The following is a 16,410-nucleotide window of genomic DNA, read 5'->3' on the forward strand; positions in this document are numbered from 1 at the left end:
TGCCGAGAACCCCGTTAATCTGTTGAAACCCGTGATATTCTGACGTTGTCTATGAGCCGTGTGCCGCCGAGCCAGGCCGCGACAAGCAAGCGTGCAGGTCGGTCAAGGCTTGTCATGGGTCGCAGATCTGCCTCGTCGCGAAGTTCCAGGTATTCGACCTCGCGATAGCCCGCAGCCAGAATTGCTGCGCGCGCTTCGGCAAGCGTTGGCAGGACGGGCGAGCCGCGGGCAAGCCGCTCAGCCGTCTCGAGCAAGACCGATGATAGCTCGGGGGCAACAGCACGCTCTGCTTGCGAGAGCCGGACATTGCGCGATGATAGTGCAAGACCGTCGGCTTCGCGGACTGTCGGACAAGGAACAATGGTGATTGGAATATCCAGGTCCCGGGCCATACGCCTGACTAGCTGAAGCTGCTGAAAGTCCTTTTCGCCAAAGAAGCCGAAGTCAGCGCTGGTCTGCAGGAAGAGCTTGGCGACGACGGTCGCCACGCCATCGAAATGTCCCGGCCGGAAGGCACCGCACAGGCCCTCGCTGACACCGGACACCGAAACGGTCGTGGCGAAGGCCGCCGGATACATCTCCTCTGCGTCCGGCGCATAAAGCAGGTGCGCGCCAAGCGGTGCCAGCTTGGCGGCATCCTCGTCCTCGGTGCTCGGATACGCGGCGAGATCGGCCTCGCTGTTGAATTGCTTCGGGTTGACGAAGAGCGTCACGATCACCCGGTCGGCCTTCACGAGTGCCGCGCGCACCAGGCTGAGATGGCCCTCATGCAGGACGCCCATCGTTGGCACGACGGCAATCCTCACGCCCTCGCGGCGCCATGCGGCGACGATTTGGCGAAGCTGGGCAACGCTCCTGACAATCGGCACGCTCACGCTGCTTCTCCGCTCTTGGTGGCGTCCCCGTCGGCGGGCTTGGGCGCATCGGCAAACACGTGCTCGGCGGCCGGAAACTGGCGCTCCTTCACTTCCCGCGCATAGGCCGCGATCGCAGCCGCAGCGGCCTCCCCCAGTTCAGCATAGCGCTTGACGAATTTGGGCCGGAAGTCGCCGAAGAGGCCCAGCATGTCGTCGACGACGAGAATCTGGCCGTCACAGGCGGCCGAGGCACCGATGCCAATGGTCGGGGTCGCCACCTCCCCGGTGATCCGGCGGGCGAGCGCCTCGGGAACCTTCTCCAGCACGACCGCAAAGGCGCCCGCTTCGCTCACCGCAAGCGCGTCGCGCCTGATGCGCTCGGCATCCCCGCCTCTGCCCTGCACGCGGTAGCCACCGATGGTGTTGATCGACTGCGGCGTCAAGCCGACATGGGCCATGACCGGCACGCCGCGCGCGGCGAGGAAGCCGATCGTCTCTGCCATCGTTTCGCCGCCTTCGAGCTTGACGGCCGCGCAGCCGGTCTCGGCCATGACGCGCGCGGCATTGCGGAAAGCCTGCTCGGGGCTTTCCTCGAAGGAACCGAACGGCAGGTCGACGACCATCAGCGCCTGCTCGAGGCCACGGCGCACGGCCTGGCCGTGAATGATCATCATCTCCAGCGTCACACCGAGCGTCGAGGGCAGGCCGTGGAGAACCATGCCGACGCTGTCGCCGACCAGCACCACATCGCAATGGGGATCGACAAGCCGGGCGACTGGGGTCGTGTAGGCGGTAAGACAGACGAGCGGCGTCCCACCTTTGCGCGAACGAATATCCGGCGGTGTGATCGCCTTGGTGTCACCAAACGCACTCAATGGACCCTCCTTCCCCAACGTTACCAACCGCGGGTGTCGCGTTTGCCACATTTTTGTGCAAGTGCGAAGAGCTAAAAATGGCCGTGCAGCTGTGCGGTGTTGACGTGCGGACAGGCGCGCTTACATTTAATCGATTCAGGCGCTCCCGAGCTGGCCAACCACTTTCGCGAACATGGACGATCAGGCAAAAGGACCCAGGAAAGACAGAGCCGCCGTCAAGGCCGACGAAGTCAAAGTGGACCTGATCGCCTTTGTCGTCGCCGTAAACGACAGTGAACCCTGTGTCCTCACCATCGGCCAGGCGGACACCCTGCCCTCCGGACCATTTGCGCTTGAGCACCGATCGCTGCAATCCGGTTTGAGGGGGTGGGTCGAGCAGCAGACCGGCCATCCGCTGGGGTATATTGAGCAACTCTACACCTTCGCGGATCGGGATCGCATCGGCGCCGAGCGCCAGCAGCGCGTCATCTCCATCAGCTATCTCGCATTGACCCGCAAGGAACAGGCAGCTGGCTCGCCCAAGTGCGGCTGGCAGAGCTGGTATGAATATTTTCCATGGGAGGACCACCGCTCCGGCACGCCTCCGGTCGTGCTGGACGTTCTGCGACCGCGCCTGATTGAATGGGCAGACGGCGTCAGCGACGCGGCCACGCGACGTGAACGCTGGCAGCGGGCGACGATAGCCTTCGGCTTCGACGACCGCCTTTGGAACGAGGAACTCACGCTTCAACGCTATGAGTTAGTCTACGAAGCAGGCCTGGTCCAAGAGGCCGGAAGCGGACGGGACGCGACGCTGCCTCCGCTGGTGCCCAGCAAGTCTATGGTCGCCGATCATCGCCGCATCGTGGCGACCGGCATTGCGCGGCTGCGCTCCAAGATCAAATACCGGCCGGTCGTCTTTGAGCTGATGCCGCCAGTCTTCACGCTTTTGCAGCTGCAGCGAACCGTGGAGGCGCTTGCCGGCAGGCTCGTGCGTAAGCCGAACTTTCGCCGGCTGATCGAGCAGCAGGAGCTGGTCGAAGAGACCGGAGAGGCAACCGCGGAGACCGGCGGCCGGCCAGCGAAGCTTTACCGGTTCCGCCACGCCGTTCTCGACGAGAGGGTCATCGCCGGGACAAAATTGCCGCTGGCGCGGGGTTGACATCGCTTATACTCACAGCAAGTATATGCTGGTTATTTTCAACTAGAGTATAAGCTGGAGGGGTCGATGAGCGCCATGCTGCCTGCGACCGCGTTTCTCTACGAGCGCGTCCGACGAGTGATCCCGCCGATCGAATGGCCGGCTTTCGTCGAGGATATCGAGGCGATCCTTGCACTGAAGCGCGAGCGCAACGCCATCATCCTGGCGCACAACTATCAGACCCCCGAGATCTTCCATTGCGTGGCCGACATCGTCGGCGACAGCTTGGCACTGGCCCGCACGGCTGCGACGATCGAGGCGCAAGTCATCGTGCTGGCCGGCGTACATTTCATGGCCGAAACGGCCAAGCTGCTCAATCCGCAAAAGACGGTGCTCATTCCCGACCTGCGGGCAGGCTGTTCGTTGGCGGAATCGATCACGGCAGAAGACGTGCGCTTGATGCGCCAGCGTTATCCCGGCGTGCCGATCATCACTTATGTCAACACGTCGGCCGAAGTGAAAGCCGAGTCGGATATCTGCTGTACATCCGGCAACGCCAAGGCGGTCGTCCAATCCCTTGGCGTTCCTCAGGTGATCATGTTGCCGGACGAATATCTGGCCCAGAATATCGCCGCCCAGACCGATGTGCAGATCATCGCCTGGAAAGGGCATTGCGAGGTGCATGAGCGCTTTACACCGGCCGACATCCGCGAGTTGCGCGAAAGCCATCCCGGCGTGATCGTGCTCGCGCATCCCGAATGCCCGCCCGACGTCGTGGCTGAAGCAGATTTTTCCGGCTCGACCGCTGCCATGTCCGACTATGTCGAAAGGCAAAGGCCGGCACGTGTCGTGCTGATGACGGAATGTTCGATGAGCGACAACGTCGCGTTAGCGCACCCAGAGGTCGAGTTCATCCGGCCCTGCAATTTGTGCCCGCACATGAAGCGGATCACGCTTGCCAACATCCGCATGGCGCTCGAGCAGAACCACCATATCGTAACCATCGAACCCGGGATCGCCGGGCGCGCGCGGCTTGCGGTCGAACGGATGCTGGCAATTTGAGCGCCGATGTCCGCAGCTTCTTCGGGCGGCCCATCATCATCGGCGGCGGCATCGCCGGACTGATGACCGCGCTTCAACTGGCGCCGGAGCCGGTGCTGCTTCTGTCCAGGACGCTGCTGGGAGCTGACAATTCGAGCACGTGGGCACAGGGTGGTCTGGCTGCAAGTTTCGGCGAAGACGACGATCCGGAACTGCACCTGGCCGATACGCTTGCCGCCGGGGATGGTCTCTGCGACACAGACGTGGCGAGCCGCATTCTCCAAGCCGCGCCCAAGGCGATAGAGGGGCTTGCGGGCTTTGGGGTTCCCTTCGACCGTACGTCGAAAGGATCACTGTGCCTCGGATTGGAGGCCGCACACAGCCGACGTCGCATCGTTCATGCGCATGGTGACGGCACCGGGCGTGAGATCATGCGTGCCCTGATCGCGGCTGTGCGTTCCACACCGTCGATTGTTGTCGTGGAGGGCGTGGAAGCGCGCCGGCTGGCGGTGCGAGAGAATGCGATCCGAGGCGTCTGGGCGAGCGGTTCGATAGGACCTGTCTTCTTCGGCTCACGGCGGGTCGTCCTCGCCACCGGTGGGATCGGGGGACTGTTTCTCGACACCACCAATCCTTGGGGCAGTTACGGACAGGGCCTGGCGCTTGCGGCCCGCGCTGGAGCTGTCCTTGCCGACCTCGAGTTCATCCAGTTCCACCCGACCGCGCTTGACGGCCCGGAACGCCCTATGGTGCTCGTCAGCGAGGCGGTCCGCGGCGAAGGTGCTGCCCTGATCGACGAAACCGGCCAGGCTTTTCTCCAGAGCGTGCCAGGGGCGGAACTTGCGCCTCGTGATGTCTTGGCGCGCGCCGTCTGGAACCATCTTGCCAACGGCCACCGTGTTTTTCTCGACGCGCGGCAACGGCCTGGCCCGGAATTTGCTCGACACTTCCCGACAATCGCATCAGCCTGTCGTGGAGCCGGCATCAATCCCGCGCGCGATCTCATCCCCATTCGTCCGGCCCAACACTACCACATGGGTGGCGTTGCCGTGGACGGCTCCGGTAGGACCTCCGTCAAGGGGCTGTGGGCCTGCGGCGAAGTCGCTTCGACAGGACTGCATGGCGCCAACAGGCTCGCCAGCAATTCCTTGACCGAGGCCGTCGTGTACGCGCGCTGGGTCGCTGAAAGTGTCGCCGGAACGCCTGCTCGGAGAACAAAGCCTGCGTTTGCGGACGTTTACCCATCGCCCGCGCCGACACCCGTGCGTGTTTTCCTGTCGCGCGCACTCGGCATCGTCCGGGATGGTGAAGGTTTGAAAGCAGCCGCATATGCCTTGTTGCCGCTCGCCGAAAGCAAGGACGCGGCCTCGGATCCGGCGGCTGTCGGGCTAATGATCGCGGTTGCCGCCCTGTTGCGCGAAGAAAGCCGCGGCGCTCATTACCGGACAGACTTTCCTCATCATGCGACTGTCGCCCGACGGTCCGAAATCACCCTCGAAGCCGCTTTGGCCGCTGCGCGGGAACTCGGACACTCGCCAAGGCTCGAAGGGGCAAAGTGATGACGTTCTCACCGCTTCCCACGATCATGCTTGAGCCGCTTGTAAGGGCAGCTCTTCTTGAAGACCTTGGCAGAGCCGGCGACTTGACCACGGAGGCCATCGTGCCGAAGGAACACCAAGCGGGAACCGTGCTGGCGGCGCGCCAGTCCGGAGTTGTCGCCGGCCTCGATCTGGCGATGCTCGCTTTCCGCTTGATTGATCCTGATATCGAAATCTCGGTGGAGCGGGCAGACGGCTCCAATGTCATGGATGGAGAGGTCATTGCATCAGTGGTTGGCCCTGCCCGGGCCATTCTCACAGCCGAACGGACGGCACTCAATTTTTTGTGCCATCTGAGCGGCATCGCTACAGCAACGGCATCGATCGTCGCCGCGGTTCGTGGATATGGCGCGAAGATCGTCTGCACGCGCAAGACGACGCCCGGATTGCGGGCAGTCGAAAAGTATGCGGTGCGCGCGGGTGGCGGATCCAATCACCGTTTCGGCCTCGACGACGCAATTCTGATCAAGGACAACCACATCGCCATCGCAGGCGGCGTTCGCCCGGCGCTCGAGCGAGCACGAAGACGGGCCGGTCATCTCGTCAAGATCGAAGTCGAGGTCGATACGCTGGCCCAGTTGGAGGAGGTACTTGGCTTCGCTCCCGATGCGGTTCTGCTCGACAACATGTCCCTCGCCGATCTTCGCCGCGCCGTCGCAATCGTTGGCGGCCGTGCTATCACCGAGGCTTCTGGCGGGATCGCATCCGATACAGCGCGAGCGATTGCCGCGACCGGCGTTGATCTGATTTCAGTCGGCCGACTGACCCACAGCGCGCCGATCTTGGATATCGGCCTCGACTATTGGGGCTCATGATTGCCTGAGGAACGGACAGGATCGAATCAACTGTCCTTTCCGATCGTCATCAATCAGACAGCAAAGCAAGGCAGAACCGGAGGAACAGCATGGACATGCAAACAGCCAGTCCAACGCAGACATCGCCACAGGCTCAATCCCCTGACCCTGGAGCGTGGACCCTGGAGAAGGCTCGGGCACTTCACGATGCCCCCTTCAACAATCTCCTCTTCCTCGCGCAAACCGTGCACCGCCAGAATTTCGATCCCAACAAGGTCCAGCTCAGCCGGCTGCTCAGCATCAAGACGGGCGGATGCCCGGAGGATTGCGGCTATTGCAGCCAGTCGGCGCATCACGAGACCGGCCTGAAGGCGTCGAAGCTGATGGAGGTCCGGCGCGTCGTCGCCGAGGCGAAGAAAGCGCGTGACGCCGGCGCAACCCGCTATTGCATGGGCGCGGCCTGGCGAAACCCCAAGGCGCGCGACATGGATGCGGTGGTGGCGATGGTCGAAGGCGTCAAGGCGCTGGGCATGGAGACCTGCATGACGCTCGGCATGCTCGATCTTGAGCAAGCCGCTCGACTGAAGCAGGCTGGTCTCGACTTTTACAACCACAACATCGATACATCGGAACGCTACTATAGCGAGATCATCAGCACGCGCAGCTTTGCCGAGCGGCTCGAGACGCTCGAGCACGTTCGCCAATCCGGCATCAAGGTCTGCTGCGGCGGCATTGTCGGCATGGGCGAGGAGCCGGTGGACCGGATCGGCATGCTGGTGACGCTGGCCAACCTGCCGGAACATCCGCAAAGCGTTCCGATCAACATGCTGATCCCGATCCCCGGCACCCCGCTTGCCGACGCCAAGCCCATCGAGCCGATCGAATTCGTGCGCGTGATCGCGCTGGCGCGCATCATGATGCCGAAATCGCATATCCGTCTTTCCGCCGGCCGTACGGCCATGACCGACGAGATGCAGGCGCTGTGCTTTTTTGCCGGCGCCAACTCGATCTTCGTCGGCGACACGCTGCTGACGGCGGACAATCCCGGTGAGGACAAGGATACCCTGCTGTTCCGGCGCCTTGGCATCGAGCCGATGGAACTCGAGGCGCAATGAACGGGGCACCGCTTGCCCGCTATGAGGCGACCTTGCAGGGACTGGCGCGCAAGGACCGGCTGCGGACGCTGAAGCCGCGCGCCGGGCGCGACTTCTCGTCGAACGACTATCTCGGGCTTGCCGCCTCCAAAAGACTTGGCGAAGCGGTTGCGGCGGCGATTGCGCGGGGCACGTCGGTTGGCGCCACCGGGTCGCGGCTGTTGCGCGGCAATGCACCGGAACACGAGCAGCTCGAGGCAGACGCGGCGGCATTCTTTGGAGCCGACCGCGCGCTGTTCTTCGGCAGCGGCTACATCGCCAACTTCGCTCTGCTGACGGCGCTGCCGCAGAAGGGCGACCTTTTGGTCCTCGATGAGCTCGCCCATGCCAGCATGCATGAGGGGGCACAGGCCGGACGTGCCGAGTTCAAGCTGGCCGCGCACAACGACGTCGATGCTGTCGAGGACGCGATCAAGCGTTGGCGCGCCGAAGGCGGCATGGGATGCGTCTGGATTGCGGTGGAAAGCCTATACAGCATGGATGGCGACTGCGCGCCTTTGGAGAGCCTGGCCGCGCTTGCCGATCGGCACAACGCATTCATCGTCATTGACGAGGCGCACGCGACCGGCGTCTGGGGACCGGACGGCCGGGGGCTGGCCGCCGCTTTCGAGGGCCGCGACAACATCGTCGCGCTCCACACCTGCGGCAAGGCGCTCGGCGCATCTGGTGGGCTCGTGACCGGGCCGAGGACACTGTGCGAGTATCTGATCAACCGTTGCCGGCCATTCATCTACGCCACCGCGCCATCGCCGCTGATGGCGGTCGCGGCGCGCGAAGCGCTCGCAATGCTCGCCGACGAGCCTATGCGGCGTGTTCAGCTGCATGAACGCGTCGCCCTCGCAGGCCGCCAATTGGTCGATCGCTGCGGCGTGATACCAAGTGGCTCTCAGATCCAGCCCTTGGTGATCGGCGATGTCAGGCGCACCATGGCAGTGGCGGCGCGCCTGCAGGCCCGCGGCTTCGACATACGCGGCATTCGTCCGCCGACCGTGCCCGAGGGCACGTCGCGGCTGCGCATCTCACTGACGCTCAATATCGGCGAAGCCGACATTTCCGCCATGGTCGAGGCGCTCGTCGAGGTGTTGGCCCAGACATGACCGGAGGCGACATGACCAAGCGCATCGTCATCACCGGAACAGACACCGGAATTGGCAAGACGGTGTTTTCGGCCGGGCTTGCCGGCCTGCTTGACGGTTTCTACTGGAAGCCGGTGCAATCGGGCCTCGACGGCGAGACCGACAGCGAGGCGGTTGCGCGGCTTGCCGGGCTGCCGTCGGGGCGCGTGCTGCCGGAAGCCTACCGCTTGAAGAGCCCGCTTTCGCCGCATCGTTCGGCCGAAATCGACGACGTTTCGATCGAGGCTGCCGATCTTTCGTTTCCGGTCCTGCCGACACCGCTCGTCATCGAAGGCGCCGGCGGGCTGATGGTGCCGCTGAACCGCCGGACAAGGTTCATCGACATATTCGAGCAATGGCAGTTGCCGGTCATTCTGTGCGCCCGCACCGCGCTCGGAACAATCAATCACACCCTGCTGTCGATCGAGGCCCTGCGGGCGCGCGCTATCCCGCTGGCTGGCATCGCCTTCATCGGCGATGAGATGACCGATACGCAACGGACGATCGTGGAATTCGGCGACGTGCCGCAACTCGGCAGGCTGCCGCACCTCGATCCGCTGACGGACAAAACGCTGAGACAAGCGATGATTGCCGGCTTCGACCTCGCTTTGATTGCCGGAGGCGGATGATGCCGCAATCCCGTGTGTGGCATCCCTTCACCCAGCACGCGCTCGAGCCGGCGATCCCTGAAATCGTCCTGACTGAAGGCGCGTATCTCCACAAAGCCAATGGCGCGCGCATTCTGGACGCCATTTCCTCCTGGTGGGTCGTCACCCATGGCCACCGCCATCCCCGCATTATAAAGGCGATCGAGACGACCGCCTCGAGCCTCGACCAGATCATCTTCGCAGGTTTCACGCACGAGCCTGCCGAATGCTTGGCCAAGGCGCTTGTCGGGCTCGCTCCCGCCGGACTCGACTGGGTGTTCTATTCCGACAGCGGCTCGACCAGCGTCGAAGTCGCGCTGAAGATGGCGCTCGGCTATTTCCGCAACATCGGCGCGCCGCGCTCGCGCATCGTCGTCATGGAGCACAGCTATCATGGCGACACGATCGGCACGATGAGCGTCGGTGCCCGTGGCGTGTTCAACGCCGCCTACGAACCCTTGCTGTTCGAGGTCGACACCATTCCCTTCCCGGCCGCCGGCCGCGAGCAGGCAACGCTGGATAGATTCGAGGCCGTCAGCCGCGACCGGCGCGCCGCCGCACTGATCGTCGAACCGCTCGTGCTTGGCGCCGGCGGCATGCTGATGTATCCGGCCTCGGTTCTGACCGGATTGAAGAAGATTGCCGAAGCCTCCGGCACGCTGCTGATCGCCGACGAGGTGATGACCGGCTGGGGCCGCACCGGGAGCATGTTCGCCTGCGAGCAGGCGAACATCTCTCCGGACATGCTGTGCACCTCGAAGGGCCTGACCGGTGGCGCAATCCCGCTGGCCGCCACGCTTGCCACCGATGCCATCTTCCATGCTCATTGTTCGGCGGATCGCAAGAAGACGTTTTTCCACTCGAGTTCCTACACGGCCAATCCGATTGCCTGCGCGGCAGCACTCGCCAATGTCGAGATCTGGCGTGACGAGCCGGTGGCCGAGCGGATCGCCACCCTGAGCGCGAGGCAGGCCGCCGGGTTTCGACGCTTTCGCGACAATGCCAACTTCACCGACAGCCGCGCGATCGGCACGATCCTGGCTCTCGACCTGCGCGCCGGCTCTGCCGGCTATCTGGCCGAGATCGGACCTAAGCTGCGGGCCTTTTTCCTCGAGCTCGGCCTGCTTGTGCGCCCGCTCGGCAATGTCCTTTATCTCCTGCCGCCCTATTGCGTCACCGGCGACGAGCTCGATCGGCTCCATGACGCGATCGAGGAGGCCGGCGAACGCTTCGGTTCGAGGCCATGAGCAGGTTGTCGCGCCTTCTCGGGTTTGGCCATCATGCGCCGGGGCGAAAGGTGGCGAATGCCGAAATCGAGAACAATCTCGGCCTCGAACCGGGCTGGATCGAGCGGCGTACTGGAATCCGGTCGCGCTTCTGGGCAACGGACGAAGACACGCTGTCTGGTCTTGCTGCGCAGGCCGGCGCCATGGCGCTGGCCAGCGCCGGCATTGCGCGCCACGACATCGGTCTGCTGCTGCTTGCCACCTCGACGCCCGATCACCTCCTGCCGCCCAGCGCGCCCCTGGTCGCACATCGGCTGGGGCTCGGCCGCGCCGGCGCTGTCGATCTGACCGGCGCCTGCGCCGGCTTCATCTATGCGCTGATGTTTGCGGACGGATTTACCCGCCTGCACGGCAAAGCGAGCCTTGTTATCGCCGCCAATATCCTCAGCCGCCGCATCAATCCCTCTGAGCGCGCCAGCGCCGTGCTGTTTGCCGATGCCGCGGGCGCCGTCGTGATCGGTCCGTGCGAGGATACTGATCGGGGGATTCTCGGTGCCTCCGTGGATTCGGACGGCTCGCGATACGGCCTGATCCAGATTCCCGCAGGAGGAAGCAACATCCCGTTCCACGGTGACCTCGACCTCGCGCAAACCCGAATGACGATGACCGACGGCCGCGAAGTGTTCGCAAAGGCCGTCGAGATGATGACCGATTGCTCGATAAGCGCGCTAGCCGCTGCCGGAGTGCGACCACAGGATGTCGACCGGTTCGTGCCGCATCAGGCCAATGCTCGCATTTTCGATGCTGTCGGGAGTAACCTCGGCATAGCGGATCAAGCAATTGTCAAGACGATTGCCGAATACGGCAACTCTTCCGCCGCGACGATCCCGCTCTCACTGTCGCTCGCCCATCGAGCGGAGCCGTTTCGGCCGGGGAAGAAAATACTCCTGGCGGCGGCAGGTGCGGGACTCAGCGGCGGGGCGCTCGTCGTCGGGATTTAGCCCAGCGAAGCTGCTCAACATCAGGACTGACTTTGTGAGATGAATAGGACAACGGGACCAATGCGAAAAATAGTCGCCGGCAAGCTGCACGGCATCCACGTCGCGAAGCAAACCTCAACTACCACGGTTCGATAACGCTCGACCCTGACCACTGCGAAGAAGCCGGGATCCTGCCAATGGATTCGTGGAGACATGGAGCAAGACTTCCGGCGCGCGAATCTCGACCTATGTCATCCTCGGCGAGCGCGGCTCTCGATGCTGCATCCTCAACGGCGCGGCCGCCCGGACCTGCCAGCCCACTCATCCATCTGGACGAAGCGCGAATTCCTCTCTGAAGCCGCGGATCGTTACGTTCGTCATCAACAATGTCGTTGGCTTCTCGCCGATGGCAATGCGCTGACGCGGACGGCGTTGACGACTACATCGGCAGGGGCGCTTCAGCAGAACTTTCGCCGGTTGATGGAGCAGCAGGAACTGGTGGAGGAGACCGGCGAAAGTGCTTTTGACACCGGCGGTCGGCCGGCGAAGCTTTATCGCTTCCGCCACCATGTCCTCGACGAAACGGCGGTCGCCCGGACAAAATTGCCGCTGGCGCGGGCTTGACATCCTTTATACTCAACGTAGAAATATACCCTTATAATCAATTCGATTATAACGAGAAATTCATTCGCACCGTCCGAACCCACGGTCTCGCTCGGGAAGCCCGTATGAGTGGATCGAAGTGATCTTGGAAATGAAACGCCCGAGGACGGGCTTTCAACCTTTGTCGTGAAGGAGGTGCCGCGCGAGTGGGCCAATGCCTTGCGGCAACGGTGAAGGATGTATACCGCCAGTAAACGCATGCTTCAAAGTCGCTATCGAATGTACAGTTCGTCTAAATGTGCGGCACGTTCGATTTGTGCAAGTAACACTTGGAGAAGTGTCGCATAAAAGAAACGTTTAATTAGATAAAGCAGGCAAGCTAAACTTTAAACTTGCACAAATGAGCGTAGGGCGCCCTATTCCAGGGCGCCTTTTTTAAGGATTATCATTAGACTCTCTCCCGGGGGAACTGTGGGTGAAGAAACAACGCATCGTCCTGCTGGCAGCTGTTTTGGCGTCTGCCTTTGGCTTTTTTTTGCTGATCCTGATCCTGCAGATGGTCAGTTTTTTGGTTGACTAGGCACGCGCAAGCGGGATGGATCGCGCAGAGACACGCGGAAGTTTTTTTCGCCAGCGAAACCCCGACGACCTGATGGGGAGTCGCGCCAGCAGGGTGGGAGCCACGTCCAGTGCCACCGACCATGCGAGATGCCGATTGTTGGCGCGTCTGTCAGTTCGCGCGGCCATATTCATTCTGGTGCCGATCTGTTGCCTTTTCTGCTTTTCCCATGCGTTTTAGGCCGAGCCAATTTGTGAAGCGGGCGGTCAATGGATCTGCGCCTCGCGATTGCCTGCCGTTGCCTTTTGATCTGGGCGGCATAATCCGAGAGCGAACGCTGCAACCGCGGTTCGAATTGCGCGAAGTTGAACCGGACTTCATCCGCCGTCAGGAACTGGTGGGTTGCGCCGGGAAAGCCGGCGACCATCACAAGGTCGCCTTCCTTGACGCCTATGTGTAGCCAACTCTTCGGCCGGTAAGGCACATTGTCGCGCGCATATGGCCGGGAGGAACCATCAGGAGCGACATAGGCGCGATAAAAGCCGAAGTCGCCTGTGTGGCGCGGCCACATCCAATTGTCCGTTTCGCCGCCGAAGTTACCGATGCCGAGCGCGGGCGCATAGACAAGGCGCACGTCCTCGATTTCGAGCTTCTGGAGGAGATAGTAGGAGACGCCGCCATATGTCGCAACGGCGATTGGGCTGTCCTTCACATGCGGCGATCAGGGCCTTTTTGTTCGTGGCGAGCCGCTCATAGCGGGCAAACCCGTTCAGCTTGTCCGAGACGCTCTTGAGGATTTCGGCGGTCACATCCCGCATGTCCTCGATCACATAGATGCGGCTGCCTGGCGCCGCGGGCAATTCTTCACCCAGGGCTCTTCGCCAGAAAGCCGTCTGTGAGATAGTCCTGGCCCTCCTTGCTGTGGTATTGGATGGATTCTAACACGCAATGATGATTGGTGCGACCAGCCCTTGTGGACTGACGAACGAGGCGGAGCATCCGCCCAGTGATACGATCGCGTTGAGCGGGTCAGCGTCTAGACGGCCCAGCTGGGCGGGATCGATCTGGAGCCCATCCGCGCGCATGGCCGCGCACACTTCCGCAGTCTGGCCCGGCATCCACATACCTTCGTCCGCCGATGTAGCCGTGACCGTCCAGAGCAAGGCGATGGCAGTTGCTTTGGCCAAACATTTCAAATTCGAGTTCGTGCTGACTGTCGCTCTCATCTTGCCTCCTGTTCTCCGCAGATTGGATTGGTGACTATCGGGATGGCCGGAGTCCTGGCGCCCGCGCGGCGGCCACACCGTAAAGACCGAGTGGACGGTTAACGCAGGAATCCTGATGGCGCTCACCTCTCATTATATCGGTCGCGCGCAACGTTTGCGGATCATTCGCTGCACCAATCGTGCCAAATGAATAAAGCCTTCAGTTGCAAATGGTGAGCCGCCCCATCCATGTCCGATCTCCGACGTCGTTCACGTAAAAGGCTCGGTGCTTCCACGCTCGTTTGCTCTTCGCCCGTCCCTCTTCCGCCTTGACTAGCAGGAGCCTACGGCCTATCTCACTGCCGCGTTAGCACTCGCTTCTGGTGAGTGCTAAACACGCTCCGGCAACGGAGAACCGTTCAACATCCGCACCAGGGAAATCCAAAAATGGCAAAGTCGAATTTCCGGCCGCTGCATGACCGCGTGGTCGTTCGCCGCGTCGAGTCCGAAGCGAAGACGGCCGGCGGGATCATCATCCCCGATACGGCGAAGGAAAAGCCGCAGGAAGGCGAGATCATCGCCGTCGGTTCCGGCGCCCGTGACGAGGTCGGCAAGCTCGTCCCGCTGGACGTCAAGGCCGGCGACCGCATCCTGTTCGGCAAGTGGTCGGGCACCGAAGTCAAGCTCAACGGCGAAGACCTTCTGATCATGAAGGAAGCGGACATCATGGGCGTCATCGGCTGACACGGCGCCGCCTTTCATCCGCACCATCCAATCTGAATTTCGGGCGAAATGCCCAGGAGTAAAAAATGGCTGCCAAAGACGTAAAATTCTCCCGCGACGCTCGTGAGCGCATGCTGCGCGGCGTCAACATCCTCGCCGACGCGGTGAAGGTCACGCTCGGCCCCAAGGGCCGCAACGTCGTCATCGACAAGTCGTTCGGCGCACCGCGCATCACCAAGGACGGCGTCACCGTCGCCAAGGAAATCGAGCTTGAGGACAAGTTCGAGAACATGGGCGCGCAGATGGTCCGCGAAGTTGCTTCGAAGACCAACGACATCGCCGGCGACGGCACTACGACCGCGACCGTTCTGGCACAGTCGATCGTCCAGGAAGGCCACAAGTCGGTTGCCGCCGGCATGAACCCGATGGACCTCAAGCGCGGCATCGACCTCGCCGTCGCCGACGTCGTCGCGACGCTGATCAAGAACGCCAAGAAGATCAAGACCTCGGAAGAGGTTGCCCAGGTCGGCACCATCGCCGGCAATGGCGACGTTTCGGTCGGCTCGATGATCGCGGAAGCGATGCAGAAGGTCGGCAATGAGGGCGTCATCACGGTCGAGGAAGCCAAGACCGCCGAGACCGAGCTCGAAGTCGTTGAAGGCATGCAGTTCGACCGCGGCTATCTCTCGCCCTACTTCGTCACCAACGCCGAAAAGATGGTTGCGGATCTGGAAGACGCCTACATCCTGCTCCACGAGAAGAAGCTCTCCAACCTGCAGGCCATGCTGCCGATCCTCGAGGCTGTCGTGCAGACCTCGAAGCCGCTGGTCATCATCTCGGAAGACGTCGAAGGCGAGGCCCTGGCCACGCTGGTCGTCAACAAGCTGCGTGGCGGCCTGAAGATCGCCGCCGTCAAGGCGCCGGGCTTCGGTGATCGCCGCAAGGCCATGCTGGAAGACATCGCCATCCTCACCGGTGGCCAGGTCATTTCCGAAGACCTCGGCATCAAGCTCGAGAATGTCGGCCTCAACATGCTCGGCCGCGCCAAGAAGGTGTCGATCTCCAAGGAGAACACCACCATCGTCGACGGCGCCGGCAAGAAGGCCGAAATCCAGGGCCGCGTCGCCCAGATCAAGCAGCAGATCGAGGAGACCACCTCGGACTACGACAAGGAGAAGCTGCAGGAACGTCTCGCCAAGCTGGCGGGCGGCGTTGCCGTCATCCGCGTCGGCGGTGCGACCGAAGTGGAAGTCAAGGAAAAGAAGGACCGCGTCGATGACGCCCTCAACGCGACCCGTGCCGCCGTCGAAGAAGGCATCGTTCCCGGCGGCGGCGTCGCCCTGCTGCGCGCTTCGCTGGCCATCACCGTCACCGGCGCCAACTCCGACCAGACCGCGGGCATCAGCATCGTGCGCCGCGCGCTGCAGGCTCCGGCCCGCCAGATCGCGGCCAACGCCGGTGCGGAAGCATCGATCGTTGCCGGCAAGATCCTTGAGAACAAGGGCGCGACCTTCGGCTTCAACGCCCAGACCGGCGAATATGGCGACATGATCGCCATGGGTATCGTCGATCCGGTCAAGGTTGTGCGCACGGCTCTGCAGGACGCGGCCTCGGTCGCCGGCCTGCTGGTCACCACCGAAGCTATGATCGCCGAGGCTCCGAAGAAGGAGTCGGCTGGCGGCGGCATGCCGGCTGGTATGCCCGGCGGTGGCATGGGCGGCATGGGCGGTATGGATTTCTAATCCAGCCCCCTATCAACCTACAGCGGAAAGGGCGGCAGCAATGCCGCCCTTTTTTGTGTGCCGAGCATGATCGACAGCTTGGAGGTGCAAGTCCTCTACCCAGCTGATGGCGGCGAAGCGCAACGGCGTCGTCGTGAGACGGGTCTGGCCGTGTCCTTTCGTTCAGCCGCT

13 protein-coding genes and 4 pseudogenes are annotated in these 16,410 nt (G+C 62.6%); 13 read left to right on the plus strand and 4 right to left on the minus strand.

Translation table 11 applies throughout. From position 1 onward, the window contains the following. Window positions 1-14: 14 nt before the first annotated feature. Both panC and panB read right to left on the minus strand, forming a co-directional pair. Window positions 15-875, minus strand: a complete 861-nt coding sequence (gene panC, locus NKI41_RS17400; RefSeq protein ID WP_352684187.1) for a pantoate--beta-alanine ligase — start codon at window positions 873-875, stop codon at window positions 15-17. Further along, complete coding sequence (gene panB / locus NKI41_RS17405) at window positions 872-1,732, minus strand: 3-methyl-2-oxobutanoate hydroxymethyltransferase (protein ID WP_352453542.1); 861 nt, start codon at window positions 1,730-1,732, stop codon at window positions 872-874. The genes panC and panB overlap by 4 nt, the downstream gene beginning before the upstream one ends. Before the next feature lie 172 nt (window positions 1,733-1,904). On the opposite strand from panB, the gene NKI41_RS17410 reads away from it, so the two are divergent. The 11 genes and pseudogenes from NKI41_RS17410 to NKI41_RS33275 form a co-directional block, all read left to right on the plus strand. Beyond that, window positions 1,905-2,873, plus strand: a complete 969-nt coding sequence (locus NKI41_RS17410; RefSeq protein WP_023722073.1) for an NUDIX hydrolase — start codon at window positions 1,905-1,907, stop codon at window positions 2,871-2,873. 66 nt (window positions 2,874-2,939) lie between these two features. Continuing rightward, a complete protein-coding gene (gene nadA / locus NKI41_RS17415; RefSeq protein WP_352508058.1) occupies window positions 2,940-3,914 on the plus strand; it encodes a quinolinate synthase NadA in 975 nt (324 codons plus the stop codon). Next, window positions 3,911-5,452, plus strand: a complete 1,542-nt coding sequence (locus tag NKI41_RS17420) for an L-aspartate oxidase (protein ID WP_352684189.1) — start codon at window positions 3,911-3,913, stop codon at window positions 5,450-5,452. Before nadA ends, NKI41_RS17420 begins: the two co-directional genes overlap by 4 nt. Then, window positions 5,452-6,306 (plus strand): carboxylating nicotinate-nucleotide diphosphorylase, encoded by an 855-nt coding sequence (nadC, locus tag NKI41_RS17425; protein ID WP_352684191.1) that lies wholly within the window; start codon window positions 5,452-5,454, stop codon window positions 6,304-6,306. Before NKI41_RS17420 ends, nadC begins: the two co-directional genes overlap by 1 nt. Before the next feature lie 95 nt (window positions 6,307-6,401). Beyond that, window positions 6,402-7,400 carry a biotin synthase BioB gene (bioB, locus tag NKI41_RS17430; RefSeq protein ID WP_352684237.1) on the plus strand — a complete coding sequence of 333 codons (999 nt, stop codon included), beginning with the start codon at window positions 6,402-6,404 and terminating at the stop codon, window positions 7,398-7,400. Then, complete coding sequence (locus tag NKI41_RS17435; protein WP_352684193.1) at window positions 7,397-8,536, plus strand: 8-amino-7-oxononanoate synthase; 1,140 nt, start codon at window positions 7,397-7,399, stop codon at window positions 8,534-8,536. The genes bioB and NKI41_RS17435 overlap by 4 nt, the downstream gene beginning before the upstream one ends. An 11-nt stretch (window positions 8,537-8,547) precedes the next feature. After that, the gene (gene bioD / locus NKI41_RS17440; protein WP_031194973.1) at window positions 8,548-9,183 is read left to right on the plus strand and encodes a dethiobiotin synthase; all 636 of its coding nucleotides are present in this window, start codon (window positions 8,548-8,550) and stop codon (window positions 9,181-9,183) included. Next, window positions 9,183-10,448 (plus strand): adenosylmethionine--8-amino-7-oxononanoate transaminase, encoded by a 1,266-nt coding sequence (locus tag NKI41_RS17445; protein ID WP_352684197.1) that lies wholly within the window; start codon window positions 9,183-9,185, stop codon window positions 10,446-10,448. Before bioD ends, NKI41_RS17445 begins: the two co-directional genes overlap by 1 nt. Then, window positions 10,445-11,428, plus strand: a complete 984-nt coding sequence (gene bioZ, locus NKI41_RS17450) for a 3-oxopimeloyl-[acyl-carrier-protein] synthase BioZ (protein ID WP_352684199.1) — start codon at window positions 10,445-10,447, stop codon at window positions 11,426-11,428. The genes NKI41_RS17445 and bioZ overlap by 4 nt, the downstream gene beginning before the upstream one ends. 60 nt (window positions 11,429-11,488) lie before the next feature. After that, a pseudogene (locus NKI41_RS17455) lies at window positions 11,489-11,795 on the plus strand (aspartate 1-decarboxylase); the annotation flags it as partial. Window positions 11,796-11,824: 29 nt separating this feature from the next. After that, window positions 11,825-12,031: pseudogene (locus tag NKI41_RS33275) on the plus strand (NrtR DNA-binding winged helix domain-containing protein); the annotation flags it as partial. 728 nt (window positions 12,032-12,759) lie between these two features. On the opposite strand, the pseudogene NKI41_RS17460 reads toward NKI41_RS33275, so the two are convergent. Together NKI41_RS17460 and NKI41_RS17470 are read right to left on the minus strand one after the other, a co-directional pair. Continuing rightward, window positions 12,760-13,387: pseudogene (locus NKI41_RS17460) on the minus strand (S46 family peptidase). Window positions 13,388-13,433: 46 nt separating this feature from the next. Beyond that, window positions 13,434-13,795: pseudogene (locus tag NKI41_RS17470) on the minus strand (S46 family peptidase). A gap of 426 nt (window positions 13,796-14,221) precedes the next feature. Here NKI41_RS17470 and groES point away from each other — a divergent pair. Both groES and groL read left to right on the plus strand, forming a co-directional pair. Next, entirely contained in the window at window positions 14,222-14,518 is a 297-nt protein-coding gene (gene groES / locus NKI41_RS17475) for a co-chaperone GroES (RefSeq protein ID WP_352458515.1), read from the plus strand. A gap of 65 nt (window positions 14,519-14,583) precedes the next feature. Next, window positions 14,584-16,239 carry a chaperonin GroEL gene (groL, locus tag NKI41_RS17480; protein WP_352684205.1) on the plus strand — a complete coding sequence of 552 codons (1,656 nt, stop codon included), beginning with the start codon at window positions 14,584-14,586 and terminating at the stop codon, window positions 16,237-16,239. Window positions 16,240-16,410: the final 171 nt, after the last annotated feature.

The organism is Mesorhizobium sp. M0601, from assembly GCF_040320845.1.
GTDB lineage: Bacteria > Pseudomonadota > Alphaproteobacteria > Rhizobiales > Rhizobiaceae > Mesorhizobium.